At 65.8% G+C, this 23,880-nt stretch carries 26 protein-coding genes; 19 read left to right on the top strand and 7 right to left on the bottom strand.

Annotated features, from left to right (window positions below):
* Positions 1-16: 16 nt before the first annotated feature.
* Positions 17-583, bottom strand: coding sequence for a dCTP deaminase (gene dcd / locus F813_RS0101500; RefSeq protein WP_012983152.1), 567 nt, complete (start codon positions 581-583; stop codon positions 17-19).
* 29 nt (positions 584-612) lie between these two features.
* The gene (gene apbC / locus F813_RS0101495) at positions 613-1,704 is read right to left on the bottom strand and encodes an iron-sulfur cluster carrier protein ApbC (protein ID WP_012983153.1); all 1,092 of its coding nucleotides are present in this window, start codon (positions 1,702-1,704) and stop codon (positions 613-615) included.
* 461 nt (positions 1,705-2,165) lie between these two features.
* Between apbC and metG the strand changes: the two genes are divergently transcribed.
* From metG to F813_RS0101450, 9 genes are all read left to right on the top strand, one after another.
* Positions 2,166-4,202, top strand: coding sequence for a methionine--tRNA ligase (gene metG, locus F813_RS0101490; protein WP_017925288.1), 2,037 nt, complete (start codon positions 2,166-2,168; stop codon positions 4,200-4,202).
* Between the two features lie 69 nt (positions 4,203-4,271).
* Positions 4,272-4,892, top strand: coding sequence for a methylthioribulose 1-phosphate dehydratase (mtnB, locus tag F813_RS0101485; RefSeq protein WP_017925287.1), 621 nt, complete (start codon positions 4,272-4,274; stop codon positions 4,890-4,892).
* On the top strand, positions 4,889-5,584 hold the full coding sequence (locus tag F813_RS0101480) for a hypothetical protein (RefSeq protein WP_017925286.1): 696 nt from the start codon (positions 4,889-4,891) through the stop codon (positions 5,582-5,584). The genes mtnB and F813_RS0101480 overlap by 4 nt, the downstream gene beginning before the upstream one ends.
* 217 nt (positions 5,585-5,801) lie before the next feature.
* Positions 5,802-6,380, top strand: a complete 579-nt coding sequence (gene rsxA, locus F813_RS0101475) for an electron transport complex subunit RsxA (RefSeq protein WP_017925285.1) — start codon at positions 5,802-5,804, stop codon at positions 6,378-6,380.
* On the top strand, positions 6,377-6,961 hold the full coding sequence (gene rsxB, locus F813_RS0101470) for an electron transport complex subunit RsxB (RefSeq protein ID WP_017925284.1): 585 nt from the start codon (positions 6,377-6,379) through the stop codon (positions 6,959-6,961). The genes rsxA and rsxB overlap by 4 nt, the downstream gene beginning before the upstream one ends.
* 32 nt (positions 6,962-6,993) lie before the next feature.
* Positions 6,994-8,619 carry an electron transport complex subunit RsxC gene (rsxC, locus tag F813_RS0101465; protein ID WP_017925283.1) on the top strand — a complete coding sequence of 542 codons (1,626 nt, stop codon included), beginning with the start codon at positions 6,994-6,996 and terminating at the stop codon, positions 8,617-8,619.
* Entirely contained in the window at positions 8,619-9,680 is a 1,062-nt protein-coding gene (rsxD, locus tag F813_RS0101460) for an electron transport complex subunit RsxD (RefSeq protein ID WP_017925282.1), read from the top strand. The genes rsxC and rsxD overlap by 1 nt, the downstream gene beginning before the upstream one ends.
* Positions 9,673-10,341, top strand: a complete 669-nt coding sequence (rsxG, locus tag F813_RS0101455; RefSeq protein WP_017925281.1) for an electron transport complex subunit RsxG — start codon at positions 9,673-9,675, stop codon at positions 10,339-10,341. Before rsxD ends, rsxG begins: the two co-directional genes overlap by 8 nt.
* Positions 10,342-10,367: 26 nt before the next feature.
* Positions 10,368-11,060, top strand: a complete 693-nt coding sequence (locus F813_RS0101450) for an electron transport complex subunit E (protein ID WP_017925280.1) — start codon at positions 10,368-10,370, stop codon at positions 11,058-11,060.
* Between the two features lie 100 nt (positions 11,061-11,160).
* On the opposite strand, the gene F813_RS0101445 is transcribed toward F813_RS0101450, so the two are convergent.
* The gene (locus tag F813_RS0101445) at positions 11,161-11,373 is read right to left on the bottom strand and encodes a YjfB family protein (protein ID WP_012983163.1); all 213 of its coding nucleotides are present in this window, start codon (positions 11,371-11,373) and stop codon (positions 11,161-11,163) included.
* Between the two features lie 100 nt (positions 11,374-11,473).
* Complete coding sequence (locus tag F813_RS0101440; protein ID WP_017925279.1) at positions 11,474-12,100, bottom strand: class I SAM-dependent methyltransferase; 627 nt, start codon at positions 12,098-12,100, stop codon at positions 11,474-11,476.
* A gap of 325 nt (positions 12,101-12,425) precedes the next feature.
* Here F813_RS0101440 and F813_RS0101435 point away from each other — a divergent pair, with 325 nt between their 5' ends.
* Complete coding sequence (locus F813_RS0101435) at positions 12,426-14,168, top strand: uracil-xanthine permease family protein (RefSeq protein WP_017925278.1); 1,743 nt, start codon at positions 12,426-12,428, stop codon at positions 14,166-14,168.
* Between the two features lie 54 nt (positions 14,169-14,222).
* On the opposite strand, the gene folE is transcribed toward F813_RS0101435, so the two are convergent.
* From folE to F813_RS13480, 3 genes are read right to left on the bottom strand one after another with little or no spacing between them, the layout of a single operon-like run.
* Positions 14,223-14,876, bottom strand: a complete 654-nt coding sequence (folE, locus tag F813_RS0101430; RefSeq protein WP_017925277.1) for a GTP cyclohydrolase I FolE — start codon at positions 14,874-14,876, stop codon at positions 14,223-14,225.
* Positions 14,877-14,906: 30 nt separating this feature from the next.
* Positions 14,907-15,722: a DUF3429 domain-containing protein gene (locus F813_RS0101425; RefSeq protein WP_017925276.1), complete on the bottom strand. Its 816-nt coding sequence runs from the start codon at positions 15,720-15,722 to the stop codon at positions 14,907-14,909.
* A complete protein-coding gene (locus F813_RS13480; protein WP_026148091.1) occupies positions 15,719-16,291 on the bottom strand; it encodes a glutathione peroxidase in 573 nt (190 codons plus the stop codon). The genes F813_RS0101425 and F813_RS13480 overlap by 4 nt, the downstream gene beginning before the upstream one ends.
* 132 nt (positions 16,292-16,423) lie before the next feature.
* Between F813_RS13480 and F813_RS0101415 the strand changes: the two genes are divergently transcribed.
* The 9 genes from F813_RS0101415 to F813_RS13855 form a co-directional block, all read left to right on the top strand.
* Positions 16,424-17,797 carry an NAD(P)/FAD-dependent oxidoreductase gene (locus tag F813_RS0101415; RefSeq protein ID WP_017925274.1) on the top strand — a complete coding sequence of 458 codons (1,374 nt, stop codon included), beginning with the start codon at positions 16,424-16,426 and terminating at the stop codon, positions 17,795-17,797.
* Positions 17,798-17,806: 9 nt separating this feature from the next.
* Entirely contained in the window at positions 17,807-18,577 is a 771-nt protein-coding gene (locus tag F813_RS0101410) for a DUF1365 domain-containing protein (protein ID WP_017925273.1), read from the top strand.
* On the top strand, positions 18,577-19,845 hold the full coding sequence (locus tag F813_RS0101405; protein ID WP_017925272.1) for a cyclopropane-fatty-acyl-phospholipid synthase family protein: 1,269 nt from the start codon (positions 18,577-18,579) through the stop codon (positions 19,843-19,845). Before F813_RS0101410 ends, F813_RS0101405 begins: the two co-directional genes overlap by 1 nt.
* Positions 19,846-20,007: 162 nt before the next feature.
* Positions 20,008-20,478 carry a GNAT family N-acetyltransferase gene (locus F813_RS0101400; RefSeq protein ID WP_012983172.1) on the top strand — a complete coding sequence of 157 codons (471 nt, stop codon included), beginning with the start codon at positions 20,008-20,010 and terminating at the stop codon, positions 20,476-20,478.
* Between the two features lie 93 nt (positions 20,479-20,571).
* Positions 20,572-20,874, top strand: a complete 303-nt coding sequence (locus tag F813_RS0101395) for a nucleotidyltransferase domain-containing protein (protein ID WP_012983173.1) — start codon at positions 20,572-20,574, stop codon at positions 20,872-20,874.
* A complete protein-coding gene (locus tag F813_RS0101390) occupies positions 20,865-21,341 on the top strand; it encodes a hypothetical protein (RefSeq protein ID WP_012983174.1) in 477 nt (158 codons plus the stop codon). The genes F813_RS0101395 and F813_RS0101390 overlap by 10 nt, the downstream gene beginning before the upstream one ends.
* Positions 21,342-21,437: 96 nt before the next feature.
* Positions 21,438-21,920 carry a hypothetical protein gene (locus tag F813_RS0101385; RefSeq protein WP_017925271.1) on the top strand — a complete coding sequence of 161 codons (483 nt, stop codon included), beginning with the start codon at positions 21,438-21,440 and terminating at the stop codon, positions 21,918-21,920.
* 61 nt (positions 21,921-21,981) lie between these two features.
* Positions 21,982-22,722 carry a secretin N-terminal domain-containing protein gene (locus F813_RS0101380; protein WP_026148090.1) on the top strand — a complete coding sequence of 247 codons (741 nt, stop codon included), beginning with the start codon at positions 21,982-21,984 and terminating at the stop codon, positions 22,720-22,722.
* 334 nt (positions 22,723-23,056) lie between these two features.
* The coding region (locus tag F813_RS13855) for a transposase (RefSeq protein WP_081601275.1) at positions 23,057-23,880 on the top strand (824 nt) is incomplete at its 3' end.

Raw genomic sequence — 23,880 nt, 5'->3', positions numbered from 1 at the left:
GCGTATGGACAGAACGTCAGGTGCGCGGGAGCGTCACGCCGCGCTGGCCCTGGTACTTGCCACCGCGGTCCTTGTAGGAGGTCTCGCAGACCTCGTCGGACTGCAGGAACAGCATCTGCGCCACGCCCTCGTTGGCGTAGATCTTGGCCGGCAGCGGCGTGGTGTTGGAGAACTCCAGCGTCACATGGCCTTCCCACTCGGGTTCCAGCGGAGTCACGTTCACGATGATGCCGCAGCGCGCGTAGGTCGACTTGCCGAGACAGATCGTCAGCACATCACGCGGGATGCGGAAGTACTCCACCGTATGCGCCAGCGCGAACGAGTTGGGCGGGATGATGCAGACATCCGAATGCACATCCACGAAGCTGCCCTCGTCGAAGCCCTTGGGGTCGACGATGCTCGAGTTGATGTTGGTGAAGATCTTGAAATGGTCCGAGCAGCGCACGTCATAGCCGTAGCTGGACGTGCCGTAGGAGACGATGCGCTGCTCGTCGTGATAGCGGACCTGACCGGGCTCGAAGGGCTCGATCATGCCCTTCGTCTCGGCCATCTCCCGGATCCAGCGGTCCGACTTGATGCTCATCTGCCCTGTCCCTGGTTGTGATCGCCGGATCAGTTGTTCTGGATGACGATGTTGGGGAATTTGCTGCTGTAATCCTTCGCCTGCTCCGCGAGCTTGGCGCCCGTGCGACGGGCAATCTCGCGGTAGATCTCCGCGATGCGGCCGTCCGGATCGGCGATCACGGTCGGTTCACCGCCATCCGCCTGCTCGCGAATGCGGATATCCAGCGGCAGCGCGCCCAGCATGTCCACACCATATTCCTCGGCCATGCTCTCGGCCCCGCCCTGGCCGAAGATGTGCTCCTCGTGCCCGCAGTTGGAGCAGATGTGGATGCTCATGTTCTCGATGATGCCCAGTACCGGCACCTCGACCTTCTCGAACATGCGCAGGCCCTTGCGCGCGTCCAGCAGCGCGATGTCCTGCGGGGTGGTAACGATCACCGCGCCAGAGACCGGGATCTTCTGGGACAGGGTCAGCTGGATGTCGCCGGTGCCCGGCGGCAGGTCGATCACCAGGTAGTCAAGATCCTTCCAGTTGGTCTCGTTCAGCAGCTGCTCCAGGGCCTGGGTGACCATCGGGCCACGCCAGATCATCGGCGTGTCCTCGTCAATCAGAAAGCCGATGGACATCGCCTGCACGCCGTGGCGCTCCAGCGGCTCCATGGACTTGCCGTCCTTCGACTCCGGGCGGTCCTTGATGCCCAGCATGCGCGGCTGGCTGGGACCATAGATATCCGCATCCAGGATGCCGACCTGCGCCCCTTCAGCGGCCAGCGCCAGCGCCAGATTGACCGCGGTGGTGGACTTGCCCACCCCGCCCTTGCCGGAGGCCACGGCGATGATGTTCTTGATGCCGGGCATCGGCTTCAGGCTCTTCTGCACCGCGTGGGCGGTCACCTTGGTGGTGATCGTCACCTCCGAGGACTCCAGCCCGGCCACGCCGGCCAGCGCGCCCTGAATCGCAGCGCGCAGCTCGTCGTGATAGCCGCTCGCGGAGTAGCCCATCTCAAGAGTGATGGCCGCCCGTGCGCCCTCCACACGGATGTCCTTGACCGCACCGGCGGCCACCAAGTCCTGCTCCAGGTACTTGTCCTGAACGGTCTTCAGGGCGTTTTCGATCTGCTCGCGTGAGAGTTCGGCCATGGCGTTCGTTCCATCCGACAGTTGGGAGTAATCGCGCGATTCTACTGGGCCGTCATCAGCACGCCAATGGCACCACCACTCGCCAGTCCTTTGCGCCATGCCACAAGTGGGGTCCTGAATGATCTGTCAACCCCTATCAGGGAGTTTTATACACATGAGTTTCCACTGCCCCTGAAAACGCCCCAGATAGCAGCCAAAACACCGAAAGAACTACACAAAGAACCCGTATCTTTTTGTTTGATAAGTATAAAAACAAATTGAACGTTTTTTGACCAATCTGTACAACGCCCTTGCGTGACAAGGCCTGACGATGAATTCCACTGGGTTGCCCACAGAGTTATCCACAGCTTCTGTGGAAAAGCCTATGACGGTCTTTATGCGCCTCGACAACCCGGCGGGCAGCCCCGACAATAGCGCCCCTGCATTCCACCGCCCGCCGCTACCGACGCACGAGCCCGACGATGACTGACACGCCGCGCAAGATCCTGGTTACCAGCGCCCTGCCCTACGCCAACGGGCCGATCCATCTGGGGCACCTGGTCGAGTACATCCAGACCGACATCTGGGTGCGCTTCCAGCGTGCGCGTGGCCACGAGGTGATCTATGTCTGCGCAGATGACGCCCACGGCACGCCGATCATGCTGAAGGCCCGTGCCGAGGGCATCGAACCAGAAGAACTGATCGCGCGGGTGCGCCAGGAGCACGAGGCCGACTTCAGCGAGTTCCTGGTCGGCTTTGACCACTACCACTCAACCCACTCGGACGAGAATCGCGAGCTGGCCGGGCGCATCTACACCGCGCTGCGCGACGCCGGGCACATCGAAACGCGTACCATCGACCAGGCCTACGACCCCGAGGCCGGGATGTTCCTGCCCGACCGCTTCATCAAGGGCACCTGCCCGAACTGCGGCGCCGAGGAGCAGTACGGCGACTCCTGCGAGGCCTGCGGCGCGACCTACAGCCCGCTGGACCTGAAAGACCCGGTCTCCGCGATCAGCGGCGCCCGGCCGGAGTCGCGCCAGTCCGAGCACTACTTCTTCAAGCTCGCCGACTTCGAGGCCTTCCTGCGCGAATGGACCGGCTCCGGCCGCCTGCAGGATGCGATCCGCAACAAGCTGGACGAGTGGTTCGACGCGGGGCTCACCGACTGGGACATCTCGCGCGACGCCCCCTACTTCGGCTTCGAAATCCCCGATGCCCCGGGCAAGTACTTCTACGTCTGGCTGGACGCGCCGATCGGCTACATGGCGAGCTTTCGCGCCTACGCCGAGAAGCAGGGCCTGGATTTCGACGCCTGGTGGGGCGCGAACTCCGACGCCGAGCTGTATCACTTCATCGGCAAGGACATCGCGTATTTCCATACATTGTTCTGGCCGGCCATGCTGCACGGCGCGGGTTTTCGCACCCCCAGCGCGGTGTTCTGCCACGGCTTCCTGACCGTCAACGGACAGAAGATGTCCAAGTCACGCGGGACCTTCATCCGAGCCCGCGACTACCTTGACCACCTGAACCCCGAGTCCCTGCGCTACTACCTCGCCGCCAAGCTGGGGGCCGGGGTCGACGACCTCGACCTCAACCTGGACGACTTCGTCCAGCGCGTGAACTCGGACCTGGTCGGCAAGCTGGTGAACATCGCCAGCCGCTGCGCCGGCTTTATCACCAAGCGCTCGAACGGCGAGCTGGCCGCCGAGCTGCCACGCCCGGACCTGCACCAGGCCTTCGTGGCCGAGGGCGAGGCCATTGCGGCCGCGTTCGAGAACCGCGAATACGCCCAAGCCATCCGCCGCATCATGGCGCTGGCCGACCAGGCCAACCAGTACATCGACGAAGCCCAGCCCTGGGTGCTCGCAAAACAGGAAGGCCGCGAGGCTGAAGTGCAGGCCATCTCCACCCAGGGGCTGGACCTGTTCCGCATCCTGATCGTCTACCTCGCCCCAGTCCTGCCCAGGCTCGCAGCCGACGCCGCGGCCTTCCTGCGGCTGGACAGCCTGGCCTGGGACACGCGTGCGCCGCTGGTCGGGTGCTCGATCGAGAAGTTCAAGCCGCTGATGACCCGCATCGAAGGCGAAACCGTCGACAAGCTGCTGGAGGCCTCGAAGGCCACCCTGGCCGCGACCGAACCCGCGACCACCCCCAACACCGACGCGGAGCCCGACGTGGACCCCATCGCCGAGACCATCGACTTCGACACCTTCGCCAAGGTCGACCTGCGCATCGCGCGCATCACCAGTGCCGAGCACGTGGAAGGCGCGGACAAACTGCTCAGACTGACGCTGGATATCGGATCGGAGACGCGCCAGGTGTTTGCCGGGATCAAGTCGGCCTACGCCCCGGAGGACCTGGTCGGGCGGCACACCGTGATGGTCGCCAACCTCGCGCCGCGCAAGATGCGCTTTGGCGTCTCCGAAGGCATGGTCCTGGCCGCCGGACCCGGCGGCTCGGAGCTGTATATCCTGAACCCGGACGACGGCGCCCGGCCCGGGATGCGGGTCAAATAGGCCGCCCGCGTCATGGATTTGCACCCACGGCTCGCGTAAGCTGCCGCTCTTTTGCCGATACCCGGACGCATGGACCAAAGCCCCGAATTCCTGGCGCAGGTACGCCTGCTGGCCGAAGCAGGCCGTGATCTCTCGGCGCGCGGCTGGCTGCCCGCCCGCACCGGCCACTTCTCCGCGCGCCTGGACGACCGGCATATCGCCGTCACCGCGCCCAATCGCGAGAAGAGCTTTCTCGACCGCCACGACTTCCTGGTGGTCGATCTCGACGGCCACGTGGTCGCCGGCAGCGAAGAGCCGGCGCCGGAGACCTTCCTGCATATCATCATGTACCGCCACGATGCCCAGCTGGGCGCGGTGCTGCATACGCACTCGGTACATGCGACCGTCCTGTCGCGCCAGTTTCCCGGTGCCCTGCGCCTGCGCGACTACGAGGTCCTGCGCGAACTGCCCGGTGTGGACAATCCCGCGCAGGGCCTGGACCTTCCCGTGTTCGCGAACGAACCGGACGTGCAACAGCTGGCCGCGCGGGTCGACGCCGCAATGAGCCGCGAGCCGAACCTCGCCGGGTTCCTGATCGGCGGCCACGGCCTCTACACCTGGGGCGCGAGCGTCGAACTCGCCCTGCACCGGGTCGAGGCCTTCGAATTTATGTTTCAGTGCGAGACCCTCGCACACCAGATGAACCGATGATCGCACCCCAAACTCCCGCGCCCCAGGCCCTCATCCTTGCCTTCGAAGGGGTCCTGGCCCCGCCCGGCGTGCTGCGCGACACGCTGGAACCCTATTCGCTGGAGGCCCTGCCGGGCTTTCTCGAGCGCCACGCGGAGACCACCGCCGTACAGCGCGTACTGGCGGACATCCTTGCCTACTCCGGACGCGAGCTGGACGTCGACGGACTGCTGGCACAGATCCGCGCCTGGATCCGCGGCGGGCAGGACATCACGCCCCTGCGCCAGTTACAGGGACTCATCTGGGCCGATGCCCTGGAGGCCTCGATGCTGCGCCCGGAGCTGTCGGACGATACGGCCCGTGCCCTGATGGCGCTGGACGATGCCGGCGTGGCCCTGTACAGCTTTGGCGCCAGCCCGGCCCCGGTCCAGCGCGACTGGCTGCGTCACGGCCCGTACCCGGAGGTGGAGCAGCGCCTGACCGGACTGTTCGACACCCGCATCGGCGGTCGGCGCGATGCCGGCAGCTACCGCCGTCTGGCGGACGAAATCGGCATCGCTCCGGAAGCCATCCTGTTGCTGTCGGTGCGCGGCGAGGAGCTGGACGCCGCGCACCAGGCCTGGCTGCAGACCGCCCGACCCTTCGCCGACCCGTCCGCTTCGGACCATCACGCGCTGCGCAGTCTGGACTCGCTCATCCCGGCAGACCGCTAAACTGACAACAAGGTGCGATCGGCCTGCGGGGGAGGAACCGGCAGGAGCGGGCCAGCCCGCGAATGCCCTGCGGCCAAAGCCTGGCCATTGCAAGGGCCTCGCGGGCAAACCCGCTCCTACCAGGGCGCGGCGATTCGGATCACCCGTATCTGGAAGGGTTGAGTCGAGATAAGCGGTCCCTGATACTATTTTGTTGACCTGACGACTCGGAATTAACGTGGAATACGTCCTGATCCTCATCAGTACGATCCTCGTGAACAACTTCGTACTGGTGAAGTTTCTGGGCCTGTGCCCGTTCATGGGGGTCTCGCGCAAGGTCGAGACGGCCACCGGCATGGGCCTGGCCACGACCTTCGTGCTGACGTTGTCCGCGGTCAGTTCCTATGTGATCAACGAATACCTGCTGACCCCGCTGGGGCTCGAGTACCTGCGCACGATCGCGTTCATCCTGGTGATCGCCGCGGTGGTCCAGTTCACCGAGCTGGTCGTACGCAAGACCAGCCCGCTGCTCTACAACGTGCTGGGCATCTTCCTGCCACTGATCACCACCAACTGCGCGGTGCTGGGCGTGGCCCTGCTGAACGTCCAGGAAGCCCACAACTTCGTCGAATCCGCGCTTTACGGCTTCGGTGCCGCGGTCGGCTTCTCTCTGGTCCTGATCCTGTTCTCCGCCATTCGTGAACGCATCGCGGTAGCCGATGTGCCCGTGGTCTTTCGCGGCAGCGCAGTCGCCATGGTCACGGCGGGGCTGATGTCGCTGGCATTCATGGGCTTCTCGGGACTGGTGCGGCTGTGAGTGTCGTCTACGCCATCCTCGCGATCGGCGGTCTGGCCGCCGCGTTTGGCCTGATCCTGGGCTTTGCCGCGCAGCGTTTTCGCGTCGAGCAAAACCCGGTCGTCGACCAGATCGACGCCCTGCTGCCCCAGACGCAGTGCGGCCAGTGCTCCTACCCCGGCTGCCGCCCCTACGCGGAGGCGATCGCCGCCGGCGAGGCCGACATCAACCGCTGCCCCCCCGGCGGCCAGGCCACGGTACAGGCCCTGGCGGACCTGCTGGACCGCGAGCCGACCCCGCTGGAAGAAGAGGAACAGGAAAAGGCCGTCGCGGTCATCGACGAGAACATCTGCATCGGTTGCACCCTGTGCATCCAGGCCTGCCCGGTGGACGCGATCCTCGGCGCAGCCAAGCAGATGCACACCGTCATCGAGGAGGAATGCACCGGCTGCGAGTTGTGCATCGAGCCCTGCCCGGTCGACTGCATCGAGATGGTCCCGGTGCAGACCGACATCACCGAATGGCGCTGGGCGGAACCGGAACCCTCGCCTATCGAGCGGCCCATACACGCTCTTGCAGAAGGCTCGCGGAGCTCCCGCTAAGCCGGGGTTCCGCGAAACGTTAGAATACGCCAATGCAGCTGCACCGCTTCCATGGAGGCCTGAAACTGGCCGACGAGACCGACGCCAGTACCGCCGAGCCGGTGCTGGTGATGGGTGTGCCTGCGAAACTGACCGTTCCGCTCGGCCAGCATATCGGCGAGGCGACCGAGGCCTGTGTCCAGGTCGGCGATCACGTCACCAAGGGCCAGCGCATCGGCCAGTCCAAGGGCTACATCGCCGCGCACGTGCACGCGCCCACCTCCGGCAAGGTGGTCGATATCGACCTGTACCCGGTCCCTCATCCCTCGGGCCTTGATGCCCCCTGCGTGGTGATCGAGCCCGATGGGCACGACGATTGGGGCGATGCCCGCATGGAGCCCTGGCTGGACTGGGATACCCGCGACCTGCGTGCGCTGCGCCAGCGCCTGCGTGCCGGCGGGATCGTCGGACTGGGTGGCGCGGCCTTCCCCACGGCAGTCAAACTGAACCCGCGCGCCGGCCAGCGCATCCATACGCTGGTGGTCAACGGGGCGGAGTGCGAACCCTACATCAGCGCCGACGACATGCTGCTGCGCACCGCTCCCGAGGCGGTGTTCGAGGGGATTCGCATCACCGCCCGCCTGCTGGGCGTGGAGCGGGTGCTGTTCGCGGTCGAGGACAACATGCCGGAGGCGATGCGCTCGCTGACCGAGACCCTGCCCCCCGAGCTGCGCGACCTGATCGAGCTGGTATCGGTCCCCTCGATCTATCCCACCGGGGGCGAACGCCAGCTGATCAAGGTACTGACCGGCCAGGAGGTCCCGAGCGGCGGCCTGCCCGCGGATCTCGGGATGGTCTGCCACAACCCGGGCACCTTCAAGGCGATCTGCGACACGGTGATCCAGGGCCGACCGCTGCTGTCGCGTATCGTCACCGTCACCGGCCCCGGTGTGAAACACCCGCGCAATGTGGAAGCCCTGCTCGGCACCCCGTTCGCCGACGTGATCGAGGCGGCCGGCGGCTATGCCGAAGGCGTGGACCGGCTGGTGATGGGCGGCCCGATGATGGGCTTCGCGGTCCACGACGACTCCATTCCTGTGATCAAGGCCACCAACTGCCTGCTCGCCACGCGCCCCCAGGACACGCCTGACCCCGGCCCGGTCATGCCCTGCATCCGCTGCGCCGAGTGCGCGGCCGTCTGCCCCGCCCAGCTGCTGCCGCAGCAGCTCTACTGGCAGGCGAAAGCAAAAGACTTCGACGCGATCCAGGACTACGGGCTGTTCGACTGCATCGAATGCGGCTGCTGCGCCTATGTCTGCCCCAGCAACATCCCGCTGGTCCAGTACTACCGCTATGCCAAGAACGAGATCTGGGCGCGGGAGAAGGAACGCCACAAGTCGGACATCGCGCGCGAACGCTACGAATTCCGCCAGGAACGCATCGAACGCGAGGAGCGCGAGAAGGCCGAACGCCTGGCGAAGAAAAAGGCCGCTCTGAAGAACAAGGAAGCCGACGGCGACAAGCAGGCCGCGATCCAGGCGGCACTGGAACGCGCCCAGAAGAAAAAGGCCGCCCGTGCGGAAGAGTCCGCGAAGGGTAGCGATCAGGCACCCGGGTCGGAGGCGACCCGCGAGGAAACCTCCACGACGAACGACACCCGCGACAGGGACGACCGCTGATGCGCTTTCGCACGCAATCCTCGCCGCACGTGATCCCCGCGCACTCCGTGGGCGGCGTGATGCAGCAGGTGCTGATGGCGCTGGTGCCCGGGACCCTGGCGATGACCTGGTTCTTCGGCTGGGGTGTACTGGTCAACGTCCTGCTGGGCGTGCTGTTCGCCGTGACCTTCGAGGCGGCGATGGTCGCCGCGCGCAAGCGGCCCGTCATGGCCACACTGGCGGACAACTCCGCGATCGTCACCGGCTGGCTGTTCGCGCTGGCGATCCCGCCACTGGCGCCGTTCTGGGTCACGCTAATCGGTATTGCATTCGCGATCATTGTCGCCAAGCACCTGTACGGCGGGCTGGGCTACAACCCGTTCAACCCCGCAATGGTCGGCTATGTCGTCGTGCTGGTCTCGTTCCCGCGCGAAATGGCGCTCTGGCCGGCCCCCAGCACGCTGCCGGAATCCCCGCTCACCCTGCTGCAGACCCTGCAGACGGTTCTGACCGGCAGTCTCCCCGGCGCCCAGGCGTGGGACGCGGTCACGCGCGCCACCCCGCTCGACGCGATGCGCGAGGGGCTGGTCTCCGGGCGCACGGTTGGCGAGATCACGGCCAGCCCGCTGTTCGGAAGCTTCACCGAGACCGGCTGGGAATGGGTCGGCAACTTCTTCCTGCTGGGTGGGCTGTACCTGCTGTTCCGTCGGATCATCCACTGGCACATCCCGGTGGCGGTGATCCTGGGCGTGGCCATCCCGGCCGGCTTCTTCTGGCTGCTGGACCCGGACTCGTTCGCCTCGCCGGCCTTCCACGTGTTTTCCGGGGCGGTGATCATCGGGGCCTTTTTTATCGCCACCGATCCGGTCTCCGCGTCCACCACCCCTCTGGGTCGCATCCTCTACGGCGCCGGGATCGGCGTGCTGATCTTTGTGATCCGCACCTGGGGTGGCTACCCGGACGCAGTCGCGTTCGCCGTGCTGCTGATGAACATGGTCGCCCCGACGCTCGACCACCTGACACGACCGCGGATCTTCGGGCGCACTCGCGGCGGACCGCCGTCAGGGGACGGTCGTGCCTGACCTGAAGCCGCGCGACATCCTGATCGCCACCGTCCTGCTGGCCGGATTTGCGGCGGCCGGCGCGGGTCTGGTCGCGCTGGTGCAGGAAGGCACGGAGGCCCGCATCGCGGACAACCGCATGGAGGTCAACCGCAGCCGCATCGCGGAGCTCACCGGCGACCTCGATTACGCCAATGATCCGGTGCACGACGCAGTGGCCCTGAGTGACGAGCGTCTGGGCGGCGACAACCTGCCCGCGTGGTTCGCACGCGACGCAGACGACAACGTCATGGGCATCGTGTTCTCGGCGGTCGCGCGTGACGGCTACAGCGGTGACATCCACCTGCTGATCGGCGTGGACCGCGACGGTGAACTGCTGGGCGTGCGTGTCTCCAGCCACCGCGAGACGCCGGGCCTGGGAGACGCGATCGAGGCCGAACGCTCCGACTGGATCCACGGCTTCGAGGGCCGCTCCCTGGGCGACCCCTCGCCCGGCGACTGGGCGGTGCGCCGCGATGGCGGCGTGTTCGACCAGTTTACCGGCGCCACCATTACCCCGCGTGCGGTGGTTCGCGCCGTCCGCCGCACACTGGAATACTTCGACGACTACCGCGATGACCTGCTCTCGACCTCGCCGGAGGAAGAGGAAGGTGCGGTGGTCGAACCAATAGGGAACGACTGATCCATGTACTCGGAACAGGACGACCGATGAACCCGACCCTGACCGACATCATTCGCGACGGCCTGTGGAACAACAACCCGGGCCTGGTCCAGCTGCTCGGCCTGTGCCCGCTGCTGGCGATCTCCGGGACGATGGTCAACGCCATCGGCCTGGGCATCGCGACCACCCTGACGCTGCTGCTGTCGAACGTCCTGGTCTCGATGATCCGCCGCCACGCCCGTCCGGAGATCCGTATCCCGGTGTACGTGCTGATCATCGCCTCCATCGTGACCGCGATCGAACTGGCGATGAACGCCTGGTTCCACGGCCTGTTCCTGATCCTCGGCATCTTCATCCCGCTGATTGTCACCAACTGCGCGATTATCGGCCGCGCGGAGGCCTTCGCCTCGCGCAACTCGGTCCCGCGCGCCGCGCTGGACGGTCTGATGATGGGGCTGGGCTTTACCGGCGTACTGATTGCGCTGGGCGCGCTGCGCGAGGTCCTGGGCCAGGGCACGCTGATGGACAACGCCCACCTGCTGTTCGGCGAGTGGGGGCGCGCGATGACCATCCAGATCTACCCGTCCGAACACGGGTTCCTGCTGGCCCTGCTGCCGCCGGGCGCGTTCATGGCCATGGGCCTGCTGATCGCCGCCAAGAACTGGATCGACCAGCACACGGCGACCGAGCCGGAGCCCGCCGCGGAGGAATCCCGCGCCGAGGCCTCCGAAACCACCTGATCCGGCGCGCCCTACAGGCCCCTTAAACGAAAACACCCCACCGGGGCGCTCCGGCGGGGCGTAAAGGGAAACCAGCTTCCCCAAGTGACCGTATGGGCAATCAGGCGGTCGTGTCGACGTTATTGCCCACGTGGTCGGGCAGGCCCTGGGAGGTCGCCTGCATCTCGCTGATGTTCGGCATGGCCTGCAACAGGCCCTGTGCCGCCATCTCTTCCGATTCCATGGCCTTTTTCTGTACCGCCACATCCTTTTGCGCGGCGATGTTCTGCTGGCTCATCTGCGTGGCCTGGCTGGCAATCGCACTGGCATCCATCTTCTGCTCCTGATTCGAATATGGAGCCGGCCCGCCCGGGGACTCGGTGTGCCGTTTCGGGCCCGACTCACTCCGGGTGACGGCCAGTGGTGCGCAGACTTTAGGGCATGGGTGAAGTTTTTTCGGCGCGTGCGGCCTCGAGCGGGTCCGGGCGGGCGGCGAACCGCCGCATAACCCCGCGCGACTCGCGATCCTCCGCCTCGATTACGAACCCGGCGCGCTCCACCACCGCCTCGGTATCGCGGTTCGGGTGGCAACCCCCGGTCACACAGGTCCAGGTCGGTTGCACGCGATCCTGCACCCAGGCCAGGCTCGGGCGCGTGTGCCGCACATGCTCGAGCATGCGCAACTGACCCTCGGTGCCCAGCACACGGCGGATCTCCGCCAGCCCCTGCTCCGGGTCCTGAACCGAACAGAACACCAGCCCCGACACAACCGTGTCGAACCGTGCATCGGCAAATGGCAATGCCTCGGCCCGGGCGACCACGAAAAGGGCCCCGGGCGCGCGTTCGCGCGCCCGACGCAGGGCCGCCAGGTCTGGATCGAGCGCGACGACATGCGTCGAGGCGGAATACAGGGGAAGATTGCGGCCCGTGCCACAGCCCAGCTCGAGGACGAGCCCCCCTGCCCCCGCGACGAGACGGCGGCGCCAGCCACGGAAACCAAGCGCGTCCGCCAGCCCCATCAGGGCGTCATAAAGCCAGGGAATCTGTTCCACTCCACGCATGGATTTCATTCTACGCCCCGCAAAATGTGAACGCGTTGGCGTGATACCCGGATCCGAAAGGAACCTGTGGGCAACACCCCTGTCTACCGAGGCAAGAGCGGAAAGATCGGCGCCTGGCAACGGCCGCCGCAGTTCCGCCGTTCAGACTTGAAGACTCCATCACACGGTTGTCTGAACGTTCGGCCCGGACTCCCACCGGGCCTTTTTTTTGCCTGGGCCCGCGACCGGGGTCGGCGCGGGCCAACGCCTGACTCACGCCTGCGCGGTCACTCCCCCCTTACCCTGATACGATTCGGCGCTTTCGTGCTCCCCACGCGGTGATGCAATGACCGAATCCTCGCAATCGAAGATTCTCTACGAGGTGGATGACCGTCCGCCGATCGGGAAATGCGCGCTCAGCGCCCTTCAGAGTCTGATCCTGGTCGCCCCGACCATTATCCTCGCGCCCCTGATTCTGGCGCGCACCATCGGCCTCGACCTGGCCGCCACCCAGTGGACCGTCTTTGCCGCACTCATCGGCAGTGCGCTCGCCACGCTGGTCCAGGTTCGTCGCGTCGGGCCGGTCGGTTCGGGCTACCTGATCTTCATGGGCACCTCGACCGCGTATCTGGCCGTCGGCATCGAGGCGGCCATGGTCGGCGGCATGGCGCTGGTCGCGACGCTGGCCATCCTGTCCGCACCCGCACAGTTACTGTTCGCCCGCTACCTGGGCCTGTTCCGGCGCATCATAACGCCGACCGTCAGCGGGGTCGTGATCATGCTGCTGGTGCTGACCGTGATCCCGTCCACGGCCGACATGATGCATGGAGAAGGCGAGTACGAGGGCACCTGGCGCGCCCTGGTCGTCGCCCTGTTTACGCTCGGGTTCACCATCCTGCTGGCGATCTTCGGCGGTCGCATGCTGCGCCTTTGGGCACCCATCATCGGGCTCGGGGTCGGCGTCGCGGTGGCGGTTGCATTCAACGTCACGGACTTTTCCAGGGTCGCGGACGCCGCCTGGCTGGGTCTGCCGCCACTGGAATGGCCGGGCTTCAACTTCGAGTTCTCGACCGCCTGGTTCACACTACTTCTGACCTTCATCATCGTCACGCTGGTCGGATCGGTCGAGTCGGTGGGCGACACCATGGTCGCGCAACGCAACTCCCACCGGATCCCGCGCAAGGTTGATTACGACCGCGTGCGCGGCGGCCTCTATGCGGACGGGGTCGGCAACATGATCGCCGGCGGCCTGGGTACGCTGCCGAACACCACCTACGGGATCGGCGTGTCCTCGATCGAGCTGACCGGCATGGCTGCGCGGCGCGTCGGCTACTACTTCGCCGGCTTCCTCGCCCTGGTCGCACTCATCCCCAAACTCAACATGGTGATGATCTCGCTCCCCGGCCCGGTCTTCGGAGCCTTCCTGCTGATCCTTCTGGCGCTGCTGTTCGTGGCCGGCATTCGCCTGTGCGCACAGGACGGCCTGAGCTACCAGAGCGGGCTGATCATCAGCGTGGCGTTCTCCACCGGCTTCCTGTTCCAGAACCAGTTGTTCTTCCATCACTTGATCCCGGACGCGCTGGGGCCGTTCATGAACAACAGCGTGACCACCGGCGGCACCGTCGCGGTCGCCATCAGCCTGATCTTCAACCTGCGCCCGCGCCCACGACGCCACAGCACCTTCGCGCCCGAGGCCGAATCCCTGCCGCAGATCCAGGCCATGGCGCGGGAGTTCGGCGAGAGCCTGAGTCTGCCGGAGAAGCAGTCCGTCAAGCTGCAGGTGGCCCTGGAAGAGGTGTTCATGCACCTGTCCGAACAGGCCGCCAGCGAGCCGGGGCGCAGCCGCCCGGTGGATGTCCGTCTGGAACGCGAGGGCGAACACCTCGCGGTGGAGATGATCGACCGCAGTGCGGCGGCCGAAGTCGACGAGGCCTCGCTGCGCAAGGCCCGGCAATGGGGTCACAACGACGAGCAGTCCCTGCGCGAACTGGGGCTGTACCTGCTGAACAGCCTCGCGCAGGATGTGCGACACCTGCGCATGGCCGGGGTCAACTACATCTCGTTCGGTATCCCGCTGCGCCCGATGTAATCACTCGACGACGGTTCGCCGGTTCAGGGCCCTGCACAGGCCGCCGCCAGCGGTTCAGTCGCGAGAGCCGTGGATCAGGTTGAGGAACTCGCGACGGGTGCGCGCATCCTTGCGGAAGGCACCCAGCATCACCGACGTCGCCATCGAGGAGTGCTGCTTCTCCACCCCGCGCATGGTCATGCACATGTGCTTGGCGTCCACGACCACACCCACGCCCTTGGCATCGGTGACCTGCATCAACGCCTCGGCGATCTGCCGGGTCATGTTTTCCTGGATCTGCAGGCGCGCGGCGAACATATCGACAATCCGCGCGATCTTGGAGAGGCCGATCACCTTGCCATTCGGCAGGTAGGCGACATGCACCTTGCCGATGATCGGCAACAGGTGGTGCTCGCACAGCGAGTACAGCTCGATATCGCGCAGCAGCACCATCTCGTCGTTATCGGAGCTGAACAACGCCCCGTTGACGATCGTGTCGAGGTCCTGGTGATAGCCACGGGTCAGGTACTGCATCGCCTTGGCCGCCCGCATCGGCGTATCCAGCAGGCCCTCGCGGTTCGGGTCTTCATTCAGGCCGGCGAGGATCTCGCGATAATGACGGGCCAGCGCCTCGGGGGCCGGCAGCGGCCGCCCATCGGCGGCGCTGGTCACGGGTTCGTCCGCGGTTCGGGCATCTGATTGCATCGATAGGTCCTTGTTCTGTGCCATCTTCGGCATTCCCTGGGGCGTGCGGGCGCGTCAGCGCCCCATGATAACGGCCAGCCCGGAGGCCAGCGATACGATGGCCCCCGCGGTCAGCACCAGGCGCATCCCCAGGTACCCACGCGGCAACGGCCGCCCACGCAGGCTCAGGCGGTCCACCCACAGCGCCCCCAGAAACAGCACGGCCAGGGTCATCAGTGCCTCGGGCAACGGTTGCAGCAACGCAAGCCAGGCGAGGACCGCCGGGACCACCGCCCACACGGGCGCCGACAGCGGGCCCACCCGGTGTTCGCGATCCGCCAGGTAAAGCCCCCAGTGGATCGCCCCGAGAAACGACAGGATAACGGCACCATAAAACGCCAGGGCCTCCAGTGCGAAAACCTGCCATTCCGGCTGGGCCATCCAGGCGCCGAAGCCCAGGGCCACAAAGGGGATTAGCCCTCCGTATCCCAGCACCTGAAGCATCGGTGCCGAGGCTTCCTGGGACCGTTGCGTTTGCCCGGCCCGTTCCGCGGCGTCACGCGGGCCTCGGTTGGACCCGGCCGCGACAGCCCGCGCGCCGAGGTATTCGCGCAACTCGGGGAGCCCCCCGATTGCACCGTCCCGCGCAACGAAATAGGGCAACACATCGGCTCCAGTCGCCTGCTGCAGGGCATGAAACTGCTCGCGGTTGTGAGCAGAGCCCATGCCCCACTCCAGGCGCACCCAGCGTCCCGGGAGCATCGCCTCCAGCAGCGCCTCGGCATCGCGCACATCGGACAACCCCGACGTAATCGCCACGACCTCGTACCGCGCCAGTGCCTCGCGCACCTCGCGGGGCCAGTCGCTCATGGCCTGGACAACGTCGTTCATAGGGCAGCCTCGATCGCGGCGCGCAGACGTCGGTCTTCGGGTGTCACCCGTGTGCCGAACGAGGCCAGCACCTCGCCGTCGCGCCCGATCAGATACTTGTGGAAATTCCAGGACGGAAACTCGCCCGCCGCGGTCCCCAGATAGTGATAAAGCGTACCGGGCGCCGCGTGACGCCGCGAGGCATGCACCTTCTCGTACATCGGGAACTGGATGCCGTAGTTGGAGCGGCAGAATTCGGCGATATCGGCCTCGTCCTCGTATTCCTGCCCGGCGAAGTCACCCGAGGGGAACCCCAGCACACTGAACCCTTGCTCGTGAAGTTCCGCGTTCAACGCCTCCAGGCCCTCGTATTGCGGGGTGAAACCGCACTGGCTTGCCGTATTGACCACCAGCAGCACTTGACCGGCATGGCGCTCGCAAAGACGCACGGGTTCGGATGCGGTCAGCGGACGCATCTCGAAGTCGAGGCTCGCGGGGCACAGCGCCCCCGCCTCGCCCGCCGCCGCGCTAGACGCCAGGCCTGTCCACAACAGCCCTATCACCACAAGGAACCGACTCGCCCTGCGCATCACTGCACCCTCCACACCCCGGGCCATGCCAGGCCCTCTTTGCACCGCATTCGGGACGGCGCCCATTTACAGGCATTGTACAGGTCCTGTATAAGATGTACATCACCCCTTGATGGAATCGGAACCGTCGTCATGAGCACCTCTCGCATCGCTGTCATCGGCGGTGGCATCGCCGGCCTGGCCAGCAGCTGGATCCTGCAGTCGCGCCACCAGGTGCGTCTGTTCGAGGCGGCGCCCGAACTGGGCGGTCACGCCCACACCATCGAGGTACCCGACCCGGAGGGCCCCACTCACCTCGACACCGGATTCGTGGTGTACAACGAGCGCAACTACCCGCTGCTGACGCGCCTGTTCCGCGACCTGGACGTGCCGACCCAGCAGACCGACATGTCATTCTCGTGTTCCCGGCAACCCCACGGCGTGGAGTACGCCGGCAGTGACCTGAACACCCTGTTCGCGCAGCGGCGCAACCTGCTCAACCCGCGCTTTCTGCGCATGGGCGCCGACATCCTGCGCTTCAATCACCTGGGGCATCGACTGTTCGAGCGCGGCGAGACCCCGCAGGGCACACTGGATCACTTTCTCTCGCGACACCGTTTCGGTCGTGGCTTCCGCGAGGACTACCTGCTGCCGATGGCCGCCGCGATCTGGTCCTCGCCGCCGGCGTCCATCCGCGAGTTCCCGGCGGCAAGTTTCCTGCGATTCTTTCGCAACCACGGGCTGCTGGACCTGCGCGACCGCCCGCAGTGGCGCACCGTGCGCGGTGGCAGCCGCGAATATGTGCAGCGCCTCGCCGCGCGGCTCGAGCCACGCAGCGTGATACACGAGGCCGTGCGCGCCGTGATCCCGGAAGACGGCCAGTGGCGTGTGCTGACCGCGGAGCGCTCCGAGGGGTTCGATCAGGTCGTGTTTGCCTGTCACGCGAACGACGCGCGCCGTCTCCTGGGGCGGGCCGTGCCTGTGCTCGACGGCCTGCTCGCGAACTGCCGCTTCCAGGAAAATCGCGCGATCGTGCATACCGACCCCACCCTGATGCCCCGTTCGCGCCGCGTCTGGTCCTCCTGGAACTACCTCAGCGGGCGCACCACGCAGCCCGGCGAACGGGTCTCGGTCTCCTACTGGATGAACCGCCTGCATAATCTGAAACGTCGTCGTGACTACGTGATCAGCCTGAACCCCTGGCGGGAGCCCCACCCCACCACGGTGCTTGGCGAGCACCTTTGGGAGCATCCAGTAATGGATGCCCCCGCCGAGTCTGCACGCCAGCGCCTGATCGCCCGCCAGGGCCAGGACCGACTCTATTTCGCCGGGGCCTGGATGGGCGACGGCTTCCACGAGGACGGGTTACGCTCCGCTGTCACCATCGGCGAGGGAATGGGCATCGCACCCCCGTGGAGCTCCATAACGAGTGCTACACCCGTGCCGGTGCCGGCGGATCCGAAGCCGGTCAACGGCGGTGGCGTGACGCCAACTGCGGCAACGGCTGCGCGCCCCGAGGACGTCTGAGGCACTGGCATGGACGCGGCCCTGGTCTACACATCGGTGATGCACCAGCGCATTGCAGCGCCGGCGTATCGCTTTCGCTATCCGGTGATCGCCGCGCTGTTCGACATCGATCACCTGGAGGCCACCGCGGCTCGCTGCCGGCTGTTCTCGATGGACCGCTTCAACCTGTTCAGCCTGCATACCCGCGACCATGGCCCGCGCGATGGTCGCCCCTGGCGGCCCTGGGTCGAGTCCCGCCTCGCCGAGCACGGCATCGAGCTCGCGGGCGGCGCGATCCACCTTCTCGCGATACCGCGCGTACTGGGGCACGCGTTCAATCCGCTCAGCGTCTGGTTCGCCTATCACGCGGATGGCGGGCTGCGCGGCGTGCTGCTGGAAGTCCGCAACACCTTCGGCGAGCACCACCACTACCTGCTGCACGAAGGCGGGCGCGCCATGACCACGCCGGTACGCCAGGAGAAAGACAAGGCCTTTCACGTATCCCCGTTCATCGACATGGATGCGCGCTACGCCTTCGCGATCTCGCCCGCACGCATGGAACGCGGAGCCACCGTGCGCCTCGCAATTCGCGAGACCCAGGCGGGTTCGCCGTTCCTGATCGCGACCCAGCACGGTCGTCTGCGCGACTTCAGCGACCAGACCCTGCGGGCCGCACTGCTTCACCAGCCGTGGATGACCCTCAAGGTCCTGCCACTGATTCACTGGCAGGCGCTCAAGATCTGGCTGCGCGGCGGACGCTACCACCCGCGCCCCGCGCCGCCGCAAAAGGAGATGCACTGATGTCCGTCGAACAAGGAAGCGCGACCACCGACTTCGCGACCCGCCGGCACAGGGCCCTGCAACTGATCGCCCGGACCCTGCGCGGTCTCGAACAGGGACAGTTGACACTGGTCGGCCCACGCGGGGAACGGGAGCTCGTACAGGGCGCGCAGCCAGGCCGCGAGGCCATCTGGCACCTCAAGCGGCCCTGGCGAACGCTGCTGCGCATCCTGCGCCACGGGGACCTCGGCTTTGCCGAGGGCTACATCGCCGGCGACTGGAACACGCCGGACCTGAAGGGCCTGCTGCACCTGGCCACCGACAATGAGGCGGCACTGGCCGATCTCGCGGCCCGCCCCTTGGTCCAGCGCCAGCTCGACGCCCTGCGCCACTGGTGGCACCGCAACAGCCGCCGCGGCAGTCGCGCCAACATTCGCTTCCACTACGACCTCGGCAACGACTTTTATCGCCTGTGGCTGGACCCGAGCATGAGCTACTCCGCGGCCCTGTTCAGTCGCGGCGACGAGGCGCTGGAGAGCGCCCAGCAGCGCAAGTACGAGCGCCTGCTGGAGCAACTCGACGCCGCCCCCGGGTCCCACATCCTCGAGATCGGTTGCGGCTGGGGCGGCTTTGCCGAACTCGCCGCGCGACGCGGCCATCAGGTCACGGCCATTACCCTGTCGCAGGAGCAGCTCGACTACGCCCGCGAGCGGATCGAACGGGCCGGGCTATCCGCCCGTGTCAAACTGCGCCTGCAGGATTACCGCGACACCACTGGACAGTTTGACCACGTCGTGTCGATCGAGATGTTCGAGGCGGTTGGGCAGCGATGGTGGTCGAGATTCTTCGAGACCGTTCGCCGCTGCCTGCGCCCCGGCGGGCGTGCCGCATTGCAGGTCATCACCATCGACGAGAGCGCGTTCGAGTACTACCGCAACAATGCTGATTTCATCCAGCTCTATGTCTTCCCGGGCGGGATGCTGCCCTCGGTCCCCCGCTTCAACGAGGCGGCGCGCAAAGCGGGCCTCGAAGTCGGCGATCAGCGGTTCTTCGGACTGGACTATGCCGAAACCCTGCGCCGCTGGGATCGCGAGGTGCGCCAGGCCGAACTGGTCATCGAGGCACTGGGATACGCCCCGGAGTTCCTGCGCATGTGGCGCTACTACCTCGCCTACTGCGAGGTGGGGTTCGAACACCAGCGTGTGGACCTGATGCAGGTCGTCCTGGAACCCGGACGCCCCGACACACCTGTGCCCCACCCGACCCACCAATCATCCAATACTCTCTAGAGTCTTCCCCACGTATGGGCCAATTCTGGTACCGAATCACCAGTTTATTGGGATTCTGGTCACAGGACGGTTCTGGATTCGTCGACTAGAATGCAAACTTCCGGGTTCATGGAAACCGGGATTCGGTCACAGACCATCCCGATTGGTCGAGGAGCTTCAGCCATGCAACATCGCATTCAATTCCGCGAGGCCAGCTGGCCCGCCGACGCCGAAGCCATCTCCGCCGTTCGTCGCGAGGTCTTCATCGAGGAACAAGGCGTCCCCGAGCCGCTGGAATTCGACGGTCTGGATGCGACCGCCCTGCACTGGCTCGCCATTGGCCCCGGCGAAGAACCCATCGGCACCCTGCGCATGCTGCCCTCCGGCCAGATCGGACGCATGGCCGTGCGCGAACCCTGGCGCGGCCACGGCATCGGCTCGCGCCTGCTCGATTACGCGGTCGAGGCCGCGATGCGCCACGGCTGGCGCGAGGTCTGGCTGAACGCCCAGAACACCCGGCTGGGCTTCTACGCCCAGCACGACTTCTTCATCATCTCCGACACCTTCGAGGACGCCGGCATCCCCCACCGGCGCATGCTGCGCCGCATCCGCCAGCCCCTGGCCCAGGCCCGGGCCCGGGCCCAGGCCGGTTAAGGAAACGCTGATTCAATCGCGCGCACACTCCGCCGCAAGCACAGCCATGAATTAGCACCGCCGGCGGCCTACAATGGTGCTGGAGGTGCCCTCATGCGACTTAGCGAACATCAGCGCCAAACGATCGAAACCATCGCCCACGAGCTTTTTGGCGACTGTACCGTTTATCTGTTTGGTTCACGGGTCGATGATTCAGCTCGCGGTGGTGACATCGACCTGCTCGTGGAGACGCCGCATCGCGTGCCAAACCGCGCTGCGATGGCCGCTCGCTTCTCGGGTCGCTTGCAGATGGCTCTGGGCGATCAGCGCATCGACGTCCTGGTTCTCGATCCCGATACCCGGCACCAGCCCATTCATGACAAGGCGCGCGAACAGGGAGTCGCACTGTGGCATTGAACCCCGACAAGGACCGCCTCCAGTTCCTGCTTGAAACCACGCGAAAAGAAGCTCGCCATCTGAGACAGACCGTTGATCGGCTTACCGAGGAACCGATAACGGCCCAGTGGGTTAGCCAACTCGAACACGAACCCGAGCTGTCCGAAAGGCTGGATGCATTCGTCGCTCGATTCGGGCGCCTTCAGGACACGCTCGGGGACAAACTGATCCCGGAATTACTCGGACACCTCCTGGAAGACGTCGGCGCCACCCTCGACAACCTCGCCCGGATGGAACGGCTCGGCTACCTTCCTTCGGTCGCCGACTGGGTCGAAGCACGGAATCTGCGTAATCGCCTGATCCATGAATACATGCGGGACCCCGAAGAGTTTGCGCAGGCGCTTCGTAGAGCGATGGACCTCACTCCGTTGCTGGAGCAGACCCGAGAGAAACTAGCCGAAGCCGCGAAGCGTTTCACCAACGGTTGATCCATGCGTGGATTCGATCGCCGCCCCCCTTAAAGCAGATGCGCGAGGCGCGCTAGTTGCCTATGCTGAGTAGAGACCCAGCCCGGAGGCGACCGCATGGCCGAACCGACCACCGACCCCGTAATGGAGGACGCAGCCGCCCTTCTCGGGGAGCTGTTGGGCCAGACCCGGCGGCGCTTCTGGCTGCATGCCCGCGTGGAACTGCTGGCGGAGTTCCGGGGGCTGGAGCTGGGCTCATACCTGGCGAATATCGCCCGCCGCCACCGCCATACCGATATCCGTATTCTGGTCGATGACGATCTGGCGCTGCGCGAGCGCATCCCGGATCTGGTGGAAAGCATCAAGCGCCTGCCCACCGCCGTGACCGTGCGACGGCTGGATGCCACCGACGAAAGCCCCCTCACACTGACCGCGATCGCCGATCACAGTGGGTGGATGCAGCTCACCCAGGCCGGCGGACAACGCGTTCTTCGCGGAGATGTCGAAGACCGTGCGGGTACCCAACGGTCCGCCCTGGATTTCGAGGCGAACTGGAGTCTCAGCGATGAAGCGATCGAACTGCGTCGGCTCATGGTCTAGGCGCCGCGCCCTGCGCATCCTGGCGGGGTGCCTGCTATTGGCCGGACCCTCGGCACCCGTGCTGGGGCGCGACCCGCAGGCCGAGGTCGCCGTCCTCCCTCTGCAGAATCGCCCGGCCGCCGAGATCCTTCCCGAGCTGCAGGGCTTGTTCGGCGATGCGGCCACACTGCGGGCCGACGGCTTCCGCCTCCTGGTACGCACCGACGCCCGGACCCTGGAGCAGATCCGCGAGGTCGTGGCCGAACTCGACCACAGCGCCCAGGATCTTGTCCTCTCGGTACGTCGCCACAGCGATCGCCCCCGGCAGCAAACCGGTGCGGGCATCGACATCGAATCCGGCCCGGACGGAACCCGCGCCCGGGGTACAGCGCGGCGCTGGACGACCACCCGCCAGGACGACCAGACCCAGCAGATCCGCCTGCGCGAAGGTACCGAGACCATCATCCTGGTCGGCGAGACCGAGGCCCACGGCTTCCGTGTATTCGCCGGTCGTTCCGGCTTCGGCATGGAGCCGGTATTCCGCGACACCGCCCGCGGCTTCCGCGTGCAGCCCCACGCCCAGCCCGACGGTCGCATCCGCGTGGATATCGTTCAACTCCACGAACAGCCGCCCGCCACCACCATGGGCCGCGTGGAACGCCAGGCCGTCGAATCGTCCATCACCATTGAGCCCGGCGCATGGCATGACCTCGCGGGCGTCGGCCGCACCATCGAACTCGACGAACGCGGTATCGCCTCTCGCCGCACCACCCGCGACCGCGACGCCCTCACTCTCGAAATCCGCGTCGACCCCGCCCGCTAGCACCCAAGATTCGCTTCGCTCAGCGGCATCCTGCGCAATCCGACCACCCCGTAGGCTGCGTTGAGCCCGGCGAAACGCATCTTCAACTTCAAAGGTCCCGGGGTCTACCTTCGGATTTCGCAGGCCGGCGGGACGGACGGAAAACGGGGCCTGGGCGGGGCCTGGGGGTCAGACCTTGCGCGGGGCTTGGGGGTCAGACCTTGCCTTTTGTGCGGGGGCTTGGGGGTCAGACCTTGCCTTTTGCTCTCTGGCGCGAACCACGGCAACACGGGTGGCATCGCACACCACTTTAAGGTGTACTCCCTCGTCAGGCATACATGACGGAGGGACAAGGATGGTCCGACCCCTACGCCTGGAGTACCCGTGGGCGCTCTATCACGTCACCGCACGCGGCGACCGACGCGGATGGATCTACCAAGATTCGGTCGATCATCAGCGATTTCTCGACACCCTGGCTCAAGCCGTACAACGGTATAACTGGGTACTGTCAGCGTACTGCCTGATGGGAAATCATTATCACCTGCTCGTTGAAACGCCGGACGCGAACCTCTCCCGCGGTATGCAGTGGCTCAATGGCGTCTACACACAGCGGTTCAACCGCAGGCATCGACGAGTGGGGCACGTTCTCCAGGGCCGATACAAGGCGATTCTGGTGGAACGCGAGTCCTACCTGCTCGAACTCGCGCGTTATATCGTACTTAACCCGGTCCGTGCCCATCTGGTCGCACGTCCTTCGGACTGGAAATGGAGCAGTTACACTGCCACCGCCGGGCAGGCCAGCGCACCCACGTGGTTGACGACGGATCGCGTACTCGACGAATTCGGACCAGAACCTTCAGCCGCCTATCAGCAATTTGTCGCCGAGGGCATCGGGAAAGAATCCCCATGGGGCCAACTGCACGCACAGTTATATCTCGGCTCCGAGGATTTTATCGAACGTCAGCTATCCCATCGCCAAGGCGAACCAGAAATTGAACATCCAAAAGCACAGCAACGCCCCACACCACCGCCACTCGACCAACTAACAGCACGCTATCCACGCAACGAAGCCATCCAGCACGCCTACGCCAGCGGTGGCTACACCCTCAAAACCATCGGTGACTACTTCGGGCTCCACCCGTCCCGCATCAGCCGCATCGCCGCAGGAAAGGCAAAAGG

It is taken from the genome of Thioalkalivibrio sp. HL-Eb18, from assembly GCF_000364985.1.
GTDB lineage: Bacteria > Pseudomonadota > Gammaproteobacteria > Ectothiorhodospirales > Ectothiorhodospiraceae > Thioalkalivibrio.
Note: the sequence above shows the minus strand (reverse complement) of the source record. Positions and strands in the feature narration are given on the sequence as shown.